Genomic DNA, 19,276 nt, shown 5'->3' with positions numbered 1-19,276 from the left:
ACATCGAGCGCCGGGGGGCCGGAATGGACATGCGGGACACCGACCGTGCGTTGGTGCAGGCCGCCACGGCGGTCGCCAAGCTGCGGTGTCGCAGCCAGCACCACACCGTCGCCTCGGCCGCCCGGAACGCCGACGGGCGGGTCTTCACCGCAGTGAACGTCCAGCACGTGACCGGAGACGTCTGCGCCGAGCTGGTGGTCATCGGCACGGCCGCCACGCAGGGCGTCACCGAACTGGAGACGATCGTCACGGTCGCCGACCGGGGCCGCGAGGTCACCGCGCCGTGTGACAGGTGTGTGCGGGTGCTGCGGGACCACTTCCCGGCACTGCGGGTGATCATCGGCCCGGTGGACGACCTGGGGGTAATCCCGCTGGCGGACCTGGCGACAGCGGCCGGGAACGGCACGGTCGGCTGACCGGCTCCGGCGTCAGTCGCCGGAGGCCGCCTCCATCATCGACCGGGGCACCGGCACGCCCTCGAACCGCAGGTTGCCCTCCGGAAGCAGCCACGTGGTGACCTGCGCGAGCAGGCGGCCGGCACGCACCGCCGGGTCGTTGGCGTAGAGGGCGCGGGCCTCGTCCGGCGCGATGGACAGCACGACGAAACCACGCAGGTGCTCGTCGTCGCCGTGCAGGAACGGGCCGGCGGCGAGCACCAACCCCTGCTCCACGAGGCCCGCCTGGTGGGCGAGGTGTGCGTCCTGAATCCGATCGATCGCGTCCTGCGGCAGCTCCGGCGGATCCGACGGTCGGACCAGGAGCACGACCGTGTGCTGGTCGAATCGCATGCTCACACCCTATGACGTGAATGTCCCTCTTCTGGGTGTCAACCGTCATCTGTCCGTCCTGTGGTCGTCCGCGAAACCCATTCTCTTTCTGGGGAGAGGGCGTTGGGAGGCGCGGCATGGTCAGCAGGCGACAGGTGCTCGCGGCGGGCGCCGCCGGCGGTGCGGCGGCTCTGGTTCCGGCGGGCTGGGCGGCGTCGGGGCGGGCGCTGGCCGCGATGGCGCCGCTGGACGTCGGCGACATCCCGAAGTACGTCGCGCCACTGCGGATCCCACCGGCCATGCCGGCGGTGGCGACCGGGCCCGAGCGCGACGAGTACGTGATCGCGGTACGACAGTTCCGCCAGCAGATCCTGCCCCGCCCCTGGCCGCGTACCACAGTGTGGGGTTACGGCTCCACCGCGCACGCCGGCAGCTTCGGATGCCCGGCGCCCACGATCATGGCCCGGGTGGGTCGACCCGTCCGGGTGACCTGGGTCAACCAGCTCGTCGACGACCGGGGCGACCATCTGCCCCACCTGCTGCCGGTGGACCCCACGGTGCACTGGGCCAACCCCGCCGGTGGGGTCGACCACCGGGACGGCCACGGCCGCCCGGACGGCAGTCGGCTCGGGTACCGGGGGCCGGTGCCGCAGGTGGTGCACCTGCACGGCGCGCACAGCGCGCAGGAGAGCGACGGGCACGCCGAGGCGTGGTACCTGCCGGCGGCCCGCGACGTACCCCCCGACTTCGCCCTGGCCGGCGGCGCGTACGCCGAGTTCCGGTCCCGGTTCGCCGAGCGGTACGACCTGCGCTGGGCCGCCGGCTCGGCGACCTTCGAGTACGACAACGACCAGCGGTCCTGCACCCTCTGGTACCACGACCACACGCTCGGGCTCACCCGGGAGAACGTCTACGCCGGGCCGGCCGGGTTCTACCTGCTCGGCGGGGACGACCTGCCCGACGGGGTGCTGCCCGGCCCGGCACCGGCCCGCGACGACCCGGCGGACACCGCGTACCACGACATTCCGCTGATGATCCAGGACCGCAGCTTCACCGCCGACGGTGACCTCTTCTACCCCGGCGGCTACTCGCCGCACCCCGACGGGCCGGTCTGGGTCCCCGGTTTCTCCGGCTCCACCATGGTGGTCAACGGCCGCACCTGGCCCACGCTCACTGTCCAGCGCCGGCGGTACCGGTTCCGGTTGCTCAACGGCTGCAACAGCCGTTTCCTGCTGCTCAGCGTGGCCGCGAACGCCACCGCGCGACCGGCCCGCCCGGTGCTGCCGGTGTGGCAGATCGGCAGCGACGGCGGCCTCCTCCCGGAGCCGGTGCCGCACGAACGCGTGGCGCTTGGCCCCGCCCAGCGGGTCGACGCGATCGTCGACTTCACCGACGTGCCGGCCGGGACCGAGCTGTACCTCGTCAACGAGGGCCCCGACGGGATGTACGGCGGCGGCCGACCCGGAGTGGACTTCGCCCCGGCCGACCCGCGAACCACAGGTCAGGTGCTGCGTTTTGTGGTCACCGACGCGACCGGCGGGGACCCGAGCGTGCCGCCCGAGCAGCTGCGACTGCCGTCGCACCCGAGGCTCGGCGCCGCCGAGCGCGTACGCCGGCTGTCGCTCAACGAGCGGAGGTCCGGCGAGTCGACGATCATGCTGCTCGGCGTCCTCGACGAGCGCGGCCGGGGCCTACCGCTGCGCTGGAGCGATCCGCCGACCGAACAGCCCACCCTCGGCGACACCGAGGTCTGGGAGGTGCGCAACTTCACCCGGCACGTCCACCCGGTCCACCTGCACCAGGTCCAGTTCGAGCTGCTCGGGCGTGGGCACTCGGGCGGTGTGCGACCCGACCCGGGGGACCGGGGGTGGATGGACACGGTGCTCGCGTACCCCTGGGAGGTGACCCGGATCAAGGCGCGCTTCGACCGGCCCGGACGGTACGCCTGGCACTGTCATCTCCTCGAACACGAGGACAACGAGATGATGCGACCGCTGAACGTGCTGCCGCGCGGTGCCGCCGCCGCCGGAGACGGCGGTTCGGTGACCGGTGACGGTGGGGCGGCGAGCGCGCCGGCCGGGCCCGGATCGGCATCGACACCTACCGGTTAGGTCTCTTTCCGCAGGTCGGCTAAGGTTAGGCGAACCTAAGCCCGATCGTGCAGGAGATCCGTGACCGCCCTCGCCAGCCGGCCGACCCGGAGTCGGGCCAGCACTCGTACCGGGCGTCGGGTGGCCGTCACCGCCGGAGCCGCGCTGGTCCTGTTGCTCACCGTGCTGGCCAGTTTCGCGGTCGGCAGTCGACAACTCGGCATCGACCAGGTATGGCACGCCCTCGTCGCACCCGACGGCGGAGACGCCAGCACCATCGTCCGTGAGCTGCGGATGCCGCGTACCGCCCTCGGCCTCGCCGTCGGGCTCGCGCTCGCCGTCGCCGGCGTGCTGTTCCAGGCGCTCACCCGCAACCCCCTCGCCGAGCCCCGCATCCTCGGCATCAGCGCTGGCGCGTCGTTCGGCGTGGTCCTCGCCATCTCCGTCTTCGGCATCAGCACGCTCGCCGGGTACGTCTGGTTCGGCATCGCCGGGGCGCTCGTCGCCGGGCTGCTGGTCTTCGCCATCGCCACCCGAACCCGCGACGGCGCGAGCCCGGTCACCCTCGCGCTCGTCGGCGCGGCGCTCGACGCCAGTCTCGCCTCCGGGGTGTACGCGCTGCTCAGCATCGACGCCCGCACCTTCGAGGAGTACCGGTTCTGGGTGGTCGGCGGGCTCTCCGGCCGGGACCTGTCGGTCAGCGCGCAGGTGCTGCCCTTCGTCCTCGCCGGGCTGGTGCTGGCCGCGCTGGTGGCCCGAGGTCTGGACGCCCTGGCCCTCGGCGACGACGTCGCGAAAGGTCTCGGCCACCGGATCGGCCTGGTCCGCCTCGGCGGTGGCATCGCCGCCGTGCTGCTGACCGGGGCCGCGGTCGCCGCCGCCGGACCGGTCGCCTTCGTCGGGTTGGCCGTGCCGCACCTCGCCCGCGCCCTGGTCGGCGCGGACCACCGCTGGACCCTCGTCGTCTCCGCCCTGCTCGGGCCCGCGCTGCTCCTCGGCGCCGACATCATCGGGCGGGTCGTCGCACCACCCGGCGAGATACCGGCCGGGATCGTCACCGCCCTGATCGGCGCGCCGCTGCTGGCCGTGCTGGTCCGCCGCGCCCGGGTGGTGACCGCGTGACCGCCACCCAGCGCCCGTCCGCCACCACCGGTCCGCCGCACCCCGCCGCCGCGGGTGGCCCCTCCGGCGGGGAGGCCCGGCTGGCCGGGCGGTCGCTGCTGCGGATCGGTCCGGTCAGTCTGCTGATCCGCCGCCGGGCGGTGCTGGTGGCCGCCGTGCTGACCGTGCTCCTCCTGCTGGCCGTCGTGCTCAGCCTCTCGCTCGGCACCCCGTACGTCGCACCGGCCGACGTGCTGCGTGCCCTCTCCGGGTCCGGCACGCCGTACGACCTCGTGGTCTTTGATCTTCGGCTGCCCCGGGTCGTGCTGGCGGCGGCGGCCGGCGCGGCCTTCGGCGTGGCCGGCACGCTCATCCAGAGCGTGGCCCGTAACCCCCTGGCCAGCCCGGACGTCATCGGCATCACCCAGGGTGCCGGGCTCGCCGCGACGGTGGCCCTGACCAGCGGAATGGCAGCGGTGCTGGTGGCACCCACCGCGTTGGTGGGCGGGCTGCTCGCCGCGGTGCTGCTGTTCGCCCTCGGTGCCCGGCACGGGCTGGCCGCACAGCGGTTCGTGCTCGCCGGGGTGGCGGTCGCGTTCGCCTTCCGGGCACTCACCGAAGTCGTCATGCTCACCGCCGATCCGATCGACGGTCTCCGCGCGCAGATCTGGCTGATCGGCACCCTCGCCGGCAAGGGCTGGACCGAGGCGGCCTGGATCGCCGGCACGATGCTGGTGCTGCTGCCGGTGCTCGCCTGGGCCGGCTGGGCGTTGAACAGCACCGCCCTGGACGACGACACCGCCCGGGGGGTCGGGCTGCGCCCGGTGGCCCGCCGCATCGGCCTGGCCGGCACCGGCGTCCTCGTCGCCGCGATGGTCACCGCCCAGGTCGGCGCCGTCGACTTCGTGGCCCTGGTCGCCCCCCAGGTGGCCCGCCGGTTGGTCCGCGCCGAACGGCCACCCCTGGTCTGCGCCGCCCTGCTCGGCGCGTTGCTGCTGGTGCTGGCCGACCTGGCCGGCCGACGCCTGTTCGCGCCCACCCAACTGCCCGCCGGTGTGCTGACCGCCGCGATCGGCGGCCCGTACCTGATCTTCCTGTTGCTGCGCGGCCGGCGGCGGTCGTCGTGACGCCCCGAGGAGTCGTGTGATGCTCTCCACCCGCGACCTGGTCGCCGGCTACGACGAGCGGACGGTGCTCGACGGGCTCGACCTGGACCTGCCCACCGACGCGTTCACCGTGATCGTCGGCCCGAACGCGTGCGGCAAGTCCACCCTGCTGCGCACGATGGCCCGGCTGCTCAACCCGCGCCGGGGCACCGTGCTGCTGGACGGCACCGCGATCCGCGACCTACCGACCCGGGAGGTGGCCCGCCGCCTCGGCGTCCTGCCGCAGAGCCCGCTGGTGCCCGAGGGTGTCACGGTGGCGGACCTGGTCGGGCGCGGTCGGCAGCCCTACCAGCGCTGGTGGCGACAGTGGTCGTCGGAGGACGGCGCGGCGGTCGACCAGGCGATGGCCCTGGCCGACGTGACCGACCTGGCCGACCGGCCGGTGGACAGCCTCTCCGGCGGTCAGCGGCAACGCGTCTGGATCGCCATGACGCTCGCCCAGGACACCGACGCCCTGCTGCTGGACGAGCCGACCACCTTCCTCGACCTGGCCCACCAGGTCGAGGTGCTGGACCTGCTGCACCGGCTGCGCGTCGAGCGGGGCCGCACCGTCGTCGCCGTGCTGCACGACCTGAACCAGGCCGCCCGCTACGCCGACCACCTCGTCGCGATGCGCGCCGGCGCCGTGGTGGCCGCCGGACCGCCCCGGGAGATCCTCACCGCCGACCTGGTGCGTGACGTCTTCGGGTTGGCCTGCGTGGTCGTTCCCTGCCCGGTGACCGGCGCGCCGCTGGTGGTGCCCGCCTACACCGGAGGCCCGGTTGGCGCACCCGCCGCCGGGGCCGCTGCTGCCGCCGGCGCTCCAGACCGTGATTCGTCGACGGCGTCCGTACCGGCCGCCCGACCCACCACCGGTGACGCGGCCAACCCGCTCGCCGACTCGTACCCCTCGAAAGGACTCTGATGCGTCGTCTCGTCGCCGCTCTCGCCGCGGCCGCCGCCCTCGGCGTCGGACTCACCGCCTGCGGTGAGAGCGACCCGGTCGCCGGCTCCACCGCCGGGGAGACCCGGGAGATCACCCACGCCATGGGCACCACCAAGGTCCCGGTTGAGCCCAAGCGCGTCGTCGTGCTCGACACCGACAAGATCGACACGGCGCTCTCGTTGGGCGTCACCCCGGTCGGCGCCGCCACGGCCGGTGAGGCCAAGAGCTGGCCCACCTACTTCGGCGCGGACAAGCTCGCCGGCATCAAGGAGGTCGGGGTGCTCGCCGAGCCCGACCTGGAGGCGATCAACGCGCTGAAGCCCGACCTCATCCTCGGCAGCAAGTTCCGCCAGGAGAAGTTCTACGACGAGCTGGCCGCCATCGCGCCGACGGTGTTCACCGACAAGGTGGGCATCACCTGGAAGGAGAACCTCCTCCTGGACGGCAAGGCACTCGGACGCGAGCAGCAGGCCAAGGACCTGCTCAGCGCGTACGAGAAGCGGGCCAAGGACGTCGGGGCGACCCTCGGTGACCCCGCCGCCCGCAAGGTGTCGATCGTGCGGTTCCTGCCCGGCAACATCCGGGTGTACGGCCCGGACTCGTTCTCCGGCATCGTCATCGGCGACACCGGCCTCGGCCGCCCCGACCGGCAGCTGCTCGCCAACAAGGAGGACAAGCGCTTCGACCTGGTCAGCCCCGAGCGCGTCAACGAGGTCGACGGCGACGTCATCTTCGTGACCGCGTACGGCGACAAGGCCGCAGCCGAGCAGAGCAAGGTCACCGGCGGAACCCTGTGGAAGGGCCTCAACGCCGTCAAGGCCGGCAAGGCGTACCCCGTCTCCGACGAGGTCTGGATGACCGGCATCGGCGTCGGCGCCGCCAACAAGATCCTGGACGACCTGGCCAAATACCTCCCCGCCGCCTGACCCAGCCCCGCGCGTCCCGCACCATGGCGCACGTGGGCGCGTGCCGCCCGCCCACGTGCGGTGCGCACCGCTCATGATCGCGCTCCATCAGTGATGTAGTGGCCTCCCGGTCGAGGGAGGCCACTACATCCTGGATCGAGCACGATCTTGCTGAGCCGCCGAGAGGGTGGGGTGCGCGGGTGGGGAGGGAGCGCGGCGTCAGCGGACGGGGTGGGGGGTGGGGGTCAGGCGGCCGTGGACCAGATGGCGCGGAAGGCGGCTGCTTCGCCGGACAGCCATCGTTCGATCTGGTCGGGCTTGGCGTCGGCGGGCATGTGGTGGGCCCGGCCGCGACGGACGTCGACCAGGACCGGCTCGGCGTGCGGGAGCACCGCGTCCATGTGGCGGGCCATCAGGTGCAGGGTGGCGAGCACCGACTCCTCGCTCGGTGGAGTTTCGTCGAAGTGCAGGCGGACGGCTTCGGCGCGACCGTCGGAGTGGCGTACCCCGAAATGGGGGTTGATCTTGACGGGTAGGTCACCCAGCATGGCCAGGGCGTCGCGGGTCTGGGCGAGGTCGACGGTGGCCGGCTCGCCGAGGGAGTGCAGCCAGGCCGTGGCGCCGGGGACGAGCGCCTGGTAGAGCGGGCGCCACCGTGGCTTGACCACGTCGACCACCCCGGTCAGGTGCGTGCCGCCGGTGTGGAAGGCGATGTCGGCCTTGAGCGCCTTGACGAACTGGCCGTGCGGGTTGAAGCCGGACCGGCTCGCGCGCTGCTTGCGCAGCCCTCCGACGAAGGTCGCCTTGGTGGGGCCGGTGCGGTCGACGTAGCGGGTGAAGCCGAGCAGAGTGGCGTAGGGGGTGAGGGGGGTGGAGGCGGGCGCGGTCATGGGCGTCCTCCCAGGTCAGGAACCCGATTAGTACATACATTCTAATCGACACCTCTGACATCGCCCAGCGATTCTGGGCACCGGAAGTCGTCTCTCGGAGGGCCCCGACAAAAGTCAGCCGGCGACCGCTCGACCACCCCGAGCCGCCGGGCTCGTCGTCGGTGCCTCGACGGCGCCACCCCGGACGTAGGGCGCCTTTGACGAGGGGCAGGCGGACACTTCTTCGAGGACCTGGCTGAAATGTCCGACTTCTGGGGGCTAGTGTGCCCTGTGACCATTATCTGGGCGCCCAGGATGATCGATCCCGGGCGTCGTGCCGGGGCGCGATCCGTCCGGTCGGCCGAGTCCACGGCCGACCGGGATCGCTACCTGGACCTGCTGCGAACGGTCGCGTTGGGACGTGTCGTGCTCTACCACGTCACCGGCTGGATCTGGCTGAGCCTGCTGGTGCCGGCGATGGGTCTGATGTTCGGTATCGCCGGTTCGTTGATGGCGGCGTCGCTGGACCGGCACGGCCCGTCGGCCGTCGTCCGGCGGCTGCGCCGGCTACTCCTGCCGTTCTGGGCCTTCGGCGCGATCGCCCTGGTCGTGTTGTCCCCCGGGTGGAGGCCGCTGCCGACCGGCGTCGCCGGCTGGGCCGAACTCCTCTGGTGGGCGCTGCCCCTGCGGGTCCCCCCGGTGGGCGGACCGGCCTGGGCCTGGGCGTTCCATGTCGGGCTCTGGTACGTCGTCACCTACCTGTGGTTGGTGCTGCTGTCACCGATCCTGCTGTGGGCGTTCCGCCGCTGGCCCTGGCCCAGCGTCGGCGTCGCCACCGTGCTCCCCGTCGGCATGCACCTCGCCGGGGTCCGCACCGGGTACTTCGTCGCCGCCTACCTGTCCTGCTGGCTGCTGGGCTTCGCGCACCGCGACGGCCTCCTGCGCCAGATCCCGTGGCGCTGGTACGGCTGCCTGGTCGCCGGCCTGACCGGGGTCGGCGCAACGTGGGTCGTCGGTGCCATGGTGACCGGCCGGGCCGGCGACCTCAGCCACATCGCGGGCGGCACCACGGTGTGGTCGATGGCCGTCGTGGCCGTGCTGCTGAAGCTCCGGCCCCGGCTCGCCGGCACGTCGCCGTTCGGCCGGACCCTCCGGTTGGTCAACGCGCGGGCGGTCACCATCTACCTCTGGCACATCCCGGCCAGCCTCGGGATGTTCCTGCTGCTCGCGCCGGTGCTCGCGTACAACTCGGCCCCCTCGATCGCGCTGCGGCTGACCGGGGTGTGCCTCCTGACCGGTGGCGCGGTGCTGCTGCTCGGCTGGATCGAGGACATCGCCGCCCGGCGTACCCCGGCGCTCCTTCCCGGGTCGGTCCACCCCCGACGGTCCGTCGGGGGCAGACACCTCAGAGTTGGCCGACGTCGGTGATCCGGACGACCGCCGCGCCGACCTCGTCCGAGGCGGCCAGGTCGACCTCGGCGCTGATGCCCCAGTCGTGGTCGCCGTCCGGGTCGTCGAAGATCTGCCGCACGGTCCACCGCTCCCGACCCTGCTCGATCATCAGCAGCGCCGGACCGCGGGCGTTCGGCCCGACCCCGATCGAGTCGTACGCCTCGAAGTACGGCCCCAGCGCGTCGGACCACGCGTCGTAGTCCCAGCCGTCCTCGGCGTCCAACTCGGCCAGCAGGTCCCAGCGGCGCAGCGCGGCCAGCTCCACCCGGCGGAACAACGCGTTGCGGACCAGCACCCGGAACGCCCGCGCGTTGCGGGTCACCGCCGGCGGCCGGTCGGCCAGGGCGGCGTGCGCCTGGGCCACCTCGGCCACGTCGGACGGGTTGCGCAGCCGCTCCCACTCGTCGATCAGGCTGGAGTCGACCTGGCGGACCAACTCGCCCAACCACTCGATGAGGTCGATCAGCTCCTCGGTCTTGGCGTCCTCGGGCACCGTCTGCCGCAGCGTCTTGTACGCGTCGGCCAGGTAGCGCAGGACGAGACCCTCCGAGCGGGTCAGCCCGTAGAACTGCACGTACTCGGTGAAGGTCATGGCCCGCTCGAACATGTCGCGGACGACGGCCTTGGGGGAGAGCTGGTGGTCGGCGACCCACGGGTGGCCCTGCCGATACATCTCGTACGCGGCGTTGAGCAGCTCGTCGAGGGGCTTCGGGTGGGTCACGTCCTCCAGCAGTTCGAGGCGGGCCTCGTACTCGATGCCCTCGGCCTTCATCGCGGCGACCGCCTCACCGCGCGCCTTGAACTGCTGCGCGGACAGGATCTGCCGGGGGTCGTCGAGGATCGACTCGATGACGCTCAGCACGTCCAGGGCGTACGACGGGGACTCGGCGTCAAGCAACTCGATGGCTGCGAGCGCGAGCGGGGACAGCGGCTGGTTGAGCGCGAAGTCGAGCTGGAGGTCGACGGTGAGCCGGATCCGCCGGCCCGTCTCGTCCGGCTCGGGCAGCTCCTCGACGACCCCGCCCGCCCGCAACGCCCGGTAGATGGCGATCGCCCGGCGGATGTGCCGACGCTGGGCGGCGGCGTCCTCGTGGTTGTCGGTGAGCAGGTGCCGCATCGCGGCGAACGCGTCCCCGGGCCGGCCGATGACGTTGAGCAGCATCGAGTGGCTGACCTGGAAGCTGGAGGTCAACGGCTCCGGCTCGGCGTCGACGAGTCGGTCGAAGGTGGGCTGACCCCAGCCGATGGAACCCTCCGGCGGCTTCTTGCGGACCACCTTGCGGCGCTTCTTCGGGTCGTCGCCGGCCTTGGCGAGGGCCTTCTCGTTGTCGATGACGTGCTCGGGGGCCTGCACGACGACCCGGCCGATGGTGTCGTAGCCGGCCCGGCCGGCCCGCCCGGCGATCTGGTGGAACTCCCGGTTCTTGAGCAGCCGGGTGCGTACCCCGTCGTACTTGGACAGGCCGGTGAAGAGCACCGTGCGGATCGGCACGTTGATGCCGACGCCGAGCGTGTCGGTGCCGCAGATGACCTTGAGCAGGCCGGCCTGGGCGAGGGTCTCCACCAAGCGGCGGTACTTGGGCAGCATGCCGGCGTGGTGCACCCCGATGCCGTGCCGGACCAGCCGGGACAGCGTCTTGCCGAAGCCGGCGGTGAACCGGAAGTTGCCGATCGCCTGGGCGATCATGTCCTTCTCGGCGCGGGTGGCGACGTTGACGCTGGTCAGCGCCTGGGCGCGTTCCAGCGCGGCGGCCTGGGTGAAGTGCACCACGTACACCGGGGCCTGCTTGGTCTCCAGCAGCTCCTCAAGTGTCTCGTGCAGCGGCGTCATCGCGTACGAGAAGATGAGCGGGACCGGCCGCTCCGCCGAACGCACGACGGCGGTCGGCCGCCCGGTGCGCCGGGTCAGGTCGTCGACGAACCGGGTGGTGTCCCCCAGGGTGGCGGACATCAGGATGAACTGGGCCTGCGGCAGCTCGATGATCGGCACCTGCCACGCCCAACCCCGGTCGGGTTCGGCGTAGAAGTGGAACTCGTCCATGATCACCTGGCCGACGTCGGCCTTCGTGCCCTCGCGCAGCGCCAGGTTGGCCAGGATCTCCGCCGTGCAGCAGATGATCGGGGCGTCGGCGTTGACGCTGGCGTCGCCGGTCAGCATGCCGACGTTCTCGGCGCCGAAGACCTCGCAGAGCGCGAAGAACTTCTCCGACACCAGGGCCTTGATCGGCGCGGTGTAGAACGTCGTCCGGTTGTCGGCGAGCGCCGCGAAGTGCGCCGCGATCGCCACCAGGCTCTTACCCGAGCCGGTGGGAGTGTTCATGATCAGGTTGGCGCCGGAGACGATCTCGATGACCGCCTCCTCCTGATGGGGGTAGAGGTCGAGGCCGCGCTCCTTCGCCCAGCCGGCGAACGCGTCGAAGAGGGTGTCGGGGTCGGCGCTTCTCGGTAGCGCGGCGGTGAGCGTCATAGCCTGTCCATGGTGCCTGGATCATGCCCCGGTACGCCAACCCGGCCTCCGCCGGCCCCTCCACGGGGTGGTTCCCGCCGGCCCCGGTGCGGTGCCGCCGCCGGTCAGCGGCGGCGGTAGATCAGGTCCGCGACCGGTCGGCCGGCCGTGATCGCCCGCCGCTCGAACTTCGTCACCGGGCGGTGCGCCGGACGTGGCGCGAAACCGCCGTACGCGTCCACCAGCTCCGGATCCGCATCCAGGGTCTCCCGCATCGCCTCGGCGTACTCGGCCCAGTCGGTCGCGCAGTGCAGCGTGCCGCCGGAACGCAGCCGGGACCGCAGCAACGCCACGTGCGCCGGCTGGATGATCCGCCGCTTGTGGTGGCGGGTCTTGGGCCACGGGTCCGGGAAGAAGACGTGCACCGCGTCCAGCACACCCTCGGGCAAGCCGCTGACCAGGGACAACGCGTCGCCCTCCGCCACCCGTACGTTGCGTAGGCCACCACGCTCCACCAGGTCGAGCAGGTTGGCGATTCCCGGCGTGTGCACTTCGACCGCCAGATAATCTCGGTCCGGGTCGGCGGCAGCCATCGCGGCGGTGCTGTCGCCCATGCCCGAGCCGATCTCCAGCACGACCGGGGCCCGGCGACCGAACAGGTCGGGCAGGTCCACGGGCACGACCGGTCCGTCCGGCACATCCAGGCCGTACGCGGGCCAGAGCCGGCCCAGCGCGTCGGTCTGCCGGTCGCTCATCCGCCCCCGGCGAGGGTGGAACGTGCGGATCGTCCGGCTCACGGGCGGGACGGCGGGGTCATGGTCGGTGGTCGTCACAGCGACCCGAGCGTACGCGACGCCGTCGCCGGATCGGATGTGATGTGCGACCGGAAATGAGAGGATCCAACTGGTACGGCAGGTCGGGTGCTCCGCTGCCCGACACGGCCGCACGGCGTCGAGAGGGGGCATCGTGACAGTGACCCGCGGCGGCGTGATCCTTTCCGTGCTGACAGTGCTCGCCGGCCCTCTGCTCGCTGCGCCTCCGGCGCTGGCTGCTTCTCCCGTGCTCGCGGTGCCCGAGCCTGTCACTGTGGTGCTTGCCGCTCCTGTGGCTGGTGCTGTGGTGCTCGCCCTGCCCCAGCACGCTGCCGTCGCGCCCGCGCCGCAACCTGGAGGGCCGCCGGGTGGTGCGCCTCAGCCGGCGCCGGTGGACATCTTCGTCGAGGTGAGCCCGAGCACCGTGCAGCCCGGCTACCTGGTCGGCATCCGGGCCAGCTGTCGGGACAACTCGGTGGGTGCGACCGTCGTCTCGGACGCGTTCGGCGCGGTCGGTGTGCAGCCGCAGCGCGGGGTGCTCACCGCCGCGCCGATGGTGCGCGAGCGCACCCGTCCCGGCAACTACCGGGTCAAGCTGGAATGCCGGGACGGCGAGACCGCCTCGACCATGCTCCAGGTGGTCAAGAAGGTGCCGTCCCAACCCAGTCGGGGTCCGGCCACCGGCTTCGGTGGTGGCGCCGGAGGAATCACCGGCAACCTGCTGTTGCCCGTGGGTGCGGCGCTGACCATCACCGGGCTGGTCCTCGCCGTGGTGGCGCTGCGTCGGCCGCGTCTGGTCCGTGGCGCTGGGCGCTGAGCCGGCCATGGGGATCTTCCGACCCGCGTCGCCACCGCCCGGTCCCCGCCCGTCCTCCGGGCCCCGCCCGTCGTCGGGTCCCCGCCCGTCCGCCAACCCTCGCCCAACGCGCGACGATCGCTTCGACGTCCGCCGGCTACCGCTGGACGACAGTCCGCTGAACCCCGAGCGTCCGACTGTGGCTGCTCGTCCGCCGACCGCCGTCGCGCCCCGGCGCAGCCGGCCCTCTGGCCGTAGCCCGTGGTCGGTGCCGCTGGCCGTGGTGCTGGTGCTGGCCGGGGTCTTCGCCACCGGGGCGGGGCTGGGCCGCTCGGTCGGGCCGTTCGACTTCGCCCCGGCCGGCGCCGACCGGCCGCCCCGCAGCGAGTCCGTCGGGTTGTCGGCCAGTCGTCCGGTGCGCCTCAGCGTCCCGGCGATCAAGGTGGCCGCGCCGGTGGCGCCCGTCGGGCAGGCCCGGGACGGCTCGATCGCCGTACCGCCGTTGGAACGGCACAACGAGACCGGCTGGTACGACCGTGGACCGACGCCGGGCGAGCCCGGCCCGGCGGTGATCGTCGGGCACGTGGACACCAAGACCGGCCCGTCGGTCTTCTACGACCTGGGCAAGCTGAAGCCCGGCGACCTGATCGAGGTGGCCCGCGCGGACGAGTCGGTGGTGGTGTTCCGGGTCGACACCGTGGAGCACTTTCCGAAGGACCAGTTGCCCGCCGAACGGATCTACGGCCACGACGGGCCCCCCGGTCTGCGGTTGATCACCTGCGGCGGGCAGTTCATCGGCGGACGCACCGGCTACGCCGACAACGTCATCGCCTTCGCCACCTTCCAGTCCTCCCGCAAGTAGTGAGGCCACGCTCCGGCGCTTGATCCACTCGTCTTCGCTTAAGTGGGGTATCCCAGCCGCCGGACACCCCCAGTTCGGCGAACCCGAGTGGATCAAGCTCTGGGTGAGCGGCCCGTGGGGTGCAGCGCGCTACTCGGCCTCGGCGACGAACACGCCTTGGCCTTGCTGTCCGTAGACGAGGTTGCGGTCATGCAGCTCTTTGACTGCGCGATACGCGGTTGACCGCGCGACGTTGTAGATCTCGCCGATCTCCGACACGGATGGCAACTGGCGCCCAGGCCGGTATTCACCGGAGCGGATCTTCAGCTCGATGTCGTCCGCAACACGGCGGTAGTGCGGTGGTCTGGTTGGCATGATCGACTCTCCTGGACTTCAGCGGAGATCATGTTTCCAGCCCGGTCCTCCCGCAAGTCCTGAGGCCGGCTCAACCGCTTGATCCACTCGCGTTCGGCGAAGTCGGGGTATCCCAGCCGCCCGGACACCCCCAGTTCGCCGAACTCGAGTGGATCAAGCGCTGGGTGGGCGGAGCCGCCTCCCGACGAACACGAGTGGATCAAAAGCTGCGGCCAGAGCTGGCCTGGGCTGCGGCCAGGGCTGGTGGCGGGGCGGTGCCGTGGTCAGGGTTGGGGGACCTGGAGTGCCACGTCGAACTCCAGGAGGCTGGCTCCGGTCGCGACCGGAGGGCGGGGCTTGTCGCCGGGCGCGGTGGCGTGGGCGGCGCGGGAGGGGCCGGCGGCCCAGGCCTGGTACGCCTCCTCGCTCTCCCACTTGGTGTAGACGAAGTAGCGGGTCTCGCCGGCCACCGGGCGGAGCAACTCGAAGCCGAGGAAGCCGGGGGAGTTCTCCACGGTGCCGGCCCGGGCGGCGAACCGCTTCTCCAGCTCGGCGCCGCCACCGGGCGGAACCTCGATAGCGTTGATCTTCACGACTGCCATCTGCCCACCCTAGCCACCTCGGTCCGCCAGCCCACCGCAGCCGGCGGCAGATGGGCGGCGCGAGGTCAGAACGTCTCGACCGCCGGAACCAGGTCCACGTCGACGACGATCGGCGCGTGGTCGGAGGGGCCCTTGCCCTTGCGGGCCTCCCGGTCCACGTACGCCGAGCGGACTGCCCGGGCGAACGGCGCGGACGCGTACACCAGGTCGATTCTCATGCCCTTGTTCTGGTGGAACATCCCGGCCCGGTAGTCCCAGTAGGTGAAGGGGTGCGGCCCCTTCATCGGGGTGGGCACGACGTCGCTGAGGCCCAGGTCGCGCAGCGCGGCGAGGGCGGCCCGTTCGGCCGGGGTGACGTGCGTGGAGTGGGTGAAGACGGCCGGGTCCCAGACGTCGGCGTCGGTCGGGGCGACGTTGAAGTCACCGCTGACCGCCAGGGGGAGCCCGCCGGCCAACTCCGTCTCCAGCGCGTCGCGTAGCGCGGCGAACCAGGCCAACTTGTAGGCGTAGTGCGGGTCGTCCGGCGTTCGGCCGTTGGGCACGTACACCGACCAGACCCGGACCCCGTCGCAGGTCGCGGAGATGGCCCGGGCCTCCGGGGCGGGGAAGCCGGGCTCGCCGGCGAACCCGACCCGGACGTCGTCCAGCCCGACCCGGGACAGGATGGCGACCCCGTTCCACCGGCCGTCGCTGTGGCTGGCCACGGTGTAACCCAACGTGCCCACCTCGGCCACCGGAAAGGCGCCGTCGGGGCACTTGGTCTCCTGGAGGCAGACGACGTCCGGCCCGGTGTCGGCCAGCCACTCCACCAGTCGGGGTAGGCGGGCCTTCACCGAGTTGACGTTCCAGGTCGCCAGGCGCATGCCTCCAGCCTGCCGTATCCGCCGCCGCTACGCCGGGTCAGCCGGCCGGGGTGTCGCCGGGACGGGTCTGTTCGGCCAGGAACCGTTCCAGTTCCGCGCCGAGTTCGTCGGCCGTCGGCAGCGGTCCGGCGTCCGGGGCGAGCAGGCTCTTCTCGCCCCGGCCTCGGGCGAACGCGTCGTACTGCTCCTCCAGGGCCTGGACCAGGGCGGCGGCGTCGTCGGTCTGGGCGACCTGCCTGTCGATCTCCACCCGAACCACCTCGGCGGCCGAGCGCAGCCCGTCACCGGGCAGCAGCAGGCCGGTGCTGCGGGACACCGACGTGAGCAGCACCTCGGCGGCGGCCGGGTACTCGGTCTGCGCCACGTAGTGCGGCACGTGGGCGGCGAAGCCCAGCGCGTCGCGACCCTGCTGGCCGAGGCGGAACTCCAGCAGGTGACCGACGCTTCCGGGCACCTGGACGCGTTGCAGCCAGGGCTCGTAGCCGGAGATCAGTTCCGGGCGGGTGGCGTGCGCGGTCACCCCGGTCGGACGGGTGTGCGGCACCGCCATCGGGATGGAGTTGAGCCCCACGGTGAGCCGGACGTCCAGCCGGGCGGCGAGCCCGGCGACAGCGGCCACGAACCGTTCCCACTGCAGGTCCGGCTCGGGGCCGGTGAGCAGCAGGAACGGTGTCTCGTCGTCGTCGTGCAGGAGGTGGAGTTCGAGCGAGGGGGCGTCGATGCCCTCCCAGTGGTCCTCGACGAAGGTCATCACCGGTCGTCGCGATCGGTAGTCGAAGAGTTGGTCGACGTCGAAGGTGGCGATCGGCCGACTCTCCAGCGAGGTGAGCAGCTGCTCGCGTGCCAGCCGGCTGGCGTTGCCGGCGTCCACGAACCCGGTGAGGGCCTGGATCAGGACCGGTTGCCCGAGGTCGGGCAGATCGTCGGTGAGCTGGTAGAGCTCGTGTGGGTCGAGCACCGGTGCGGACCTCCCTGAAATGTGCCTGCGGGGTGCCGTCGCGACGGAGAGCACCCGTTCGGGCAACGTACCCGCCATCCTGGCGCATTCCTGCTCCGGGCGGTCCGCCGCCCGGGGGATGGGCGTGACCGGACCAATCAGCTGTTTTCGCCGCGAGGTGGGCCTGGTGGACCGATCGGTGGAGGTCCGGTTCAGCCCAAAGGCCGAGTTTGTCGATCATGTCAGGTCCGGCGGTCGGATGTGTCCGCCTGCCCCCGACCGGGCCGGGCTGCGCACAATGCCGGCTTCATCCGGTACGCGAGGTCCGTTCCCCGGGCGGGTCGGCCCGACCCTGTCGTCCACCGGAGCGGACCTGATGTGTGGCGATCACCACGTGATCACCGTGCGTGATCGGCGTTCGCGTCTGCCTAGCCTCGGCTGATGCGTGACGACGGCACCCTCGACGACCCGTACGCCCCGAGTGCACCCACTGCCGATACGGAGGATGGCACCTCAGCCGAACGGACAACCGCCGCGAGCCGGCTCCGGGCGTACGCCCGGGACCTGACCGGTCGACGCCGGGCGCAGGTGGCGCTGGCCACCGGGGTGGTGTGCTGCCTCGGCCTGGCCGCCGTCGCGCAGGTACGGGACGACAGCGCGGACGCCGCGCCGCGGGGCGCGTCGCCGTCCACCTCCGAGCTGGCGCAGCGCGCCGAGCAGCAGACCGCCTCGCGCGGCCTCGACCGGACGGCTGCCCCGAGCGCATCCGCCACGGCGACCCCGGCCGACCCGGACACCACGCCTGAAACCCGCAAGGCCAAGCCGGCTCGCCCGACCCGCCCGGCTCCCGTCGCCGGCCTGGACCGGGCTCAGATGGCGAACGCCGAGGCGATCGTCCGGACCGGCCGCACGATGGGGGTGCCCCGCCGCGGGCTGGTGATCGCGGTGGCCACCGCCATGCAGGAGAGCAACCTCTACAACGTGGCCAGCGGTGTGCTGCCCGAGTCGCAGGACTACCCGCACCAGGGTGTCGGCTGGGACCACGACTCGGTCGGGTTGTTCCAGCAGCGGTCGAGCAGCGGTTGGGGCCCGGTGGGTCGGCTGATGGACCCGGAGTTCGCCACCCGGCAGTTCCTCGCCGCGCTGGAACAGGTGCCCGGCTGGGAGGGGATGCGGCTGACCGACGCCGCTCAGGCGGTGCAGGTCTCCGCGTACCCCGAGCACTACCAGCAGCACGAATGGCGGGCCACCCGGGTCGTCGACGCCATCGTGTCGGCGGGGCGGTAATCTACCGACCACTGTGGACGGTGAGGGTTGAGGCTGTCGCATCCCGGGTACATGTGTTGCGGGTTAGGGGTACACATGACGCAGGGATCATCGACAGGAGGACGCCATGTCACTGATGCAGCGAATCACCACGTTCCTCAGATCGCCGAAGGGGCAGCAGTTGGTGGAGCGAGGCCGTCGGGAGATGGCCAAGCCGGCCAACCAGCAGAAGCTCAAGGGGCTGGCGGCCCGGCTGTCCAACCGCCGCCGCTGACCGCTCCATCGGCCGCCCTGTCCGCCATCTCCACCCCTGGGGAGACCCGGTGACCGACACCCCACCCGTCGGCGGCCAGCCCGCCGCCCCCACTCCGCAGCCATCCGCCGGCGTTCCGGCCGAGCCGGTGGACGCCCCCGAGGGTCCACCGGCTCGTCTCTGGGACCGGATGCGTGACGACCCGCAGTACGCGCCGGAACACCTCGCCCTGGAGGCCGTACGTCGGCTCGGGCCGGAGGCCGTGCAGTGGGCCGCCCGGGCCCGGGCCGAGCAGCCCGGCGTGTCGGCCGACGTCCTCGCCGACCAGGCGGCCCGCAAGTTCGTCAACCTGGCCCGGCTGTCGGGCGCGGTCTCCGGCGTGGCCGGGCTGCCCGGGGCGGTGATCGACGTGGGCGTGCTGGCCTGGACCCAGGCGCGGATGGTGCTGCACATCGCCGCCGCCTACGACGTCGACCCGTTGCACGGGGACCGGGCCACCGACCTGCTGGTGCTCCAGCGCGTGCACAAGGTCGCCGAGAGCGCTCGGCTGGCGCTCGGCGTGGCCGCCGGCCGGGAACGCGCCGACGCGCTCTTCGGCCTGGGCGGCCAGCGCCCGCTCGGTCGGGTCATGCTGCAACTCGGCGTCCGGCTGGCCCAGATGGCCGGTGTCCGGGCCGCCAAGCGGATGGTCGCCAAGGTCATCCCCGGCGCCGCCATCGTGCTCGGCACCTGGGCCAACTCGTCGGCCACGAAGGACCTCGCGAAGCGATCGCGGGCCCTCTACCGCCCCCGGGGCGTCGGCGTCCCGGAGCCCCGCCAGCGCTGAGGGTC

General features: G+C 72.3%; 20 protein-coding genes. 12 read left to right on the top strand and 8 right to left on the bottom strand.

What is annotated here, in order from left to right:
* The first annotated feature begins 29 nt into the window (after positions 1–29).
* On the top strand, positions 30–416 hold the full coding sequence (locus GA0070612_RS27135; protein WP_231924353.1) for a cytidine/deoxycytidylate deaminase family protein: 387 nt from the start codon (positions 30–32) through the stop codon (positions 414–416).
* A 12-nt stretch (positions 417–428) separates the two neighbouring features.
* Here GA0070612_RS27135 and GA0070612_RS27130 read toward each other — a convergent pair whose 3' ends face one another.
* Positions 429–788, bottom strand: coding sequence for a YciI family protein (locus tag GA0070612_RS27130; RefSeq protein WP_088991794.1), 360 nt, complete (start codon positions 786–788; stop codon positions 429–431).
* A gap of 116 nt (positions 789–904) precedes the next feature.
* On the opposite strand from GA0070612_RS27130, the gene GA0070612_RS27125 reads away from it, so the two are divergent.
* From GA0070612_RS27125 to GA0070612_RS27105, 5 genes are read left to right on the top strand one after another with little or no spacing between them, the layout of a single operon-like run.
* The gene (locus tag GA0070612_RS27125; protein ID WP_088990495.1) at positions 905–2,878 is read left to right on the top strand and encodes a multicopper oxidase family protein; all 1,974 of its coding nucleotides are present in this window, start codon (positions 905–907) and stop codon (positions 2,876–2,878) included.
* 60 nt (positions 2,879–2,938) lie between these two features.
* Positions 2,939–3,979 carry a FecCD family ABC transporter permease gene (locus GA0070612_RS27120; protein WP_088990494.1) on the top strand — a complete coding sequence of 347 codons (1,041 nt, stop codon included), beginning with the start codon at positions 2,939–2,941 and terminating at the stop codon, positions 3,977–3,979.
* Positions 3,976–5,085 carry a FecCD family ABC transporter permease gene (locus GA0070612_RS27115; RefSeq protein ID WP_231924352.1) on the top strand — a complete coding sequence of 370 codons (1,110 nt, stop codon included), beginning with the start codon at positions 3,976–3,978 and terminating at the stop codon, positions 5,083–5,085. Before GA0070612_RS27120 ends, GA0070612_RS27115 begins: the two co-directional genes overlap by 4 nt.
* 19 nt (positions 5,086–5,104) lie before the next feature.
* The gene (locus GA0070612_RS27110; protein ID WP_088990493.1) at positions 5,105–6,028 is read left to right on the top strand and encodes an ABC transporter ATP-binding protein; all 924 of its coding nucleotides are present in this window, start codon (positions 5,105–5,107) and stop codon (positions 6,026–6,028) included.
* On the top strand, positions 6,028–6,975 hold the full coding sequence (locus GA0070612_RS27105) for an ABC transporter substrate-binding protein (RefSeq protein ID WP_088990492.1): 948 nt from the start codon (positions 6,028–6,030) through the stop codon (positions 6,973–6,975). The genes GA0070612_RS27110 and GA0070612_RS27105 overlap by 1 nt, the downstream gene beginning before the upstream one ends.
* Positions 6,976–7,199: 224 nt before the next feature.
* On the opposite strand, the gene GA0070612_RS27100 is transcribed toward GA0070612_RS27105, so the two are convergent.
* Positions 7,200–7,844, bottom strand: coding sequence for a hypothetical protein (locus tag GA0070612_RS27100; protein WP_088990491.1), 645 nt, complete (start codon positions 7,842–7,844; stop codon positions 7,200–7,202).
* 294 nt (positions 7,845–8,138) lie between these two features.
* Here GA0070612_RS27100 and GA0070612_RS27095 point away from each other — a divergent pair, with 294 nt between their 5' ends.
* Positions 8,139–9,251 carry an acyltransferase family protein gene (locus tag GA0070612_RS27095; protein ID WP_157742617.1) on the top strand — a complete coding sequence of 371 codons (1,113 nt, stop codon included), beginning with the start codon at positions 8,139–8,141 and terminating at the stop codon, positions 9,249–9,251.
* On the opposite strand, the gene GA0070612_RS27090 is transcribed toward GA0070612_RS27095, so the two are convergent.
* Positions 9,229–11,742, bottom strand: coding sequence for a DEAD/DEAH box helicase (locus GA0070612_RS27090; RefSeq protein ID WP_088990489.1), 2,514 nt, complete (start codon positions 11,740–11,742; stop codon positions 9,229–9,231). The two genes, GA0070612_RS27095 and GA0070612_RS27090, sit on opposite strands and share 23 nt — an antisense overlap.
* Positions 11,743–11,846: 104 nt before the next feature.
* Positions 11,847–12,554, bottom strand: coding sequence for a tRNA (guanosine(46)-N7)-methyltransferase TrmB (trmB, locus tag GA0070612_RS27085; protein ID WP_408630514.1), 708 nt, complete (start codon positions 12,552–12,554; stop codon positions 11,847–11,849).
* A gap of 130 nt (positions 12,555–12,684) precedes the next feature.
* On the opposite strand from trmB, the gene GA0070612_RS27080 reads away from it, so the two are divergent.
* Positions 12,685–13,350 carry a hypothetical protein gene (locus GA0070612_RS27080; protein ID WP_088990487.1) on the top strand — a complete coding sequence of 222 codons (666 nt, stop codon included), beginning with the start codon at positions 12,685–12,687 and terminating at the stop codon, positions 13,348–13,350.
* Positions 13,351–13,528: 178 nt separating this feature from the next.
* A complete protein-coding gene (locus GA0070612_RS27075) occupies positions 13,529–14,191 on the top strand; it encodes a class F sortase (protein WP_088990486.1) in 663 nt (220 codons plus the stop codon).
* 129 nt (positions 14,192–14,320) lie between these two features.
* Here the strand turns inward: GA0070612_RS27075 and GA0070612_RS27070 are convergent, their stop codons facing one another.
* The 4 genes from GA0070612_RS27070 to GA0070612_RS27055 all read right to left on the bottom strand — a co-directional run bounded on the left by GA0070612_RS27070 (position 14,321) and on the right by GA0070612_RS27055 (position 16,947).
* Positions 14,321–14,545: a GntR family transcriptional regulator gene (locus GA0070612_RS27070; protein WP_088990485.1), complete on the bottom strand. Its 225-nt coding sequence runs from the start codon at positions 14,543–14,545 to the stop codon at positions 14,321–14,323.
* A 263-nt stretch (positions 14,546–14,808) separates the two neighbouring features.
* Positions 14,809–15,126, bottom strand: coding sequence for an antibiotic biosynthesis monooxygenase family protein (locus GA0070612_RS27065; RefSeq protein WP_088990484.1), 318 nt, complete (start codon positions 15,124–15,126; stop codon positions 14,809–14,811).
* 65 nt (positions 15,127–15,191) lie between these two features.
* Positions 15,192–15,989 (bottom strand): exodeoxyribonuclease III, encoded by a 798-nt coding sequence (locus GA0070612_RS27060; RefSeq protein ID WP_088990483.1) that lies wholly within the window; start codon positions 15,987–15,989, stop codon positions 15,192–15,194.
* 37 nt (positions 15,990–16,026) lie between these two features.
* Positions 16,027–16,947 carry a proteasome assembly chaperone family protein gene (locus tag GA0070612_RS27055; RefSeq protein WP_088990482.1) on the bottom strand — a complete coding sequence of 307 codons (921 nt, stop codon included), beginning with the start codon at positions 16,945–16,947 and terminating at the stop codon, positions 16,027–16,029.
* 420 nt (positions 16,948–17,367) lie between these two features.
* Between GA0070612_RS27055 and GA0070612_RS27050 the strand changes: the two genes are divergently transcribed.
* The 3 genes from GA0070612_RS27050 (at position 17,368) to GA0070612_RS27045 (ending at position 19,271) form a co-directional block, all read left to right on the top strand.
* Positions 17,368–18,213, top strand: coding sequence for a peptidase M23 (locus tag GA0070612_RS27050; protein ID WP_088990481.1), 846 nt, complete (start codon positions 17,368–17,370; stop codon positions 18,211–18,213).
* A gap of 106 nt (positions 18,214–18,319) precedes the next feature.
* Entirely contained in the window at positions 18,320–18,466 is a 147-nt protein-coding gene (locus GA0070612_RS32020) for a hypothetical protein (protein ID WP_165435705.1), read from the top strand.
* Between the two features lie 49 nt (positions 18,467–18,515).
* Positions 18,516–19,271 (top strand): EcsC family protein, encoded by a 756-nt coding sequence (locus GA0070612_RS27045; protein ID WP_088990480.1) that lies wholly within the window; start codon positions 18,516–18,518, stop codon positions 19,269–19,271.
* Positions 19,272–19,276: the final 5 nt, after the last annotated feature.

This window comes from Micromonospora chokoriensis (assembly GCF_900091505.1).
Classification (GTDB): domain Bacteria; phylum Actinomycetota; class Actinomycetes; order Mycobacteriales; family Micromonosporaceae; genus Micromonospora; species Micromonospora chokoriensis.
The sequence above is the reverse complement of the archived record's forward strand: the minus strand, read 5'-3'. Positions and strand labels throughout refer to the sequence as shown.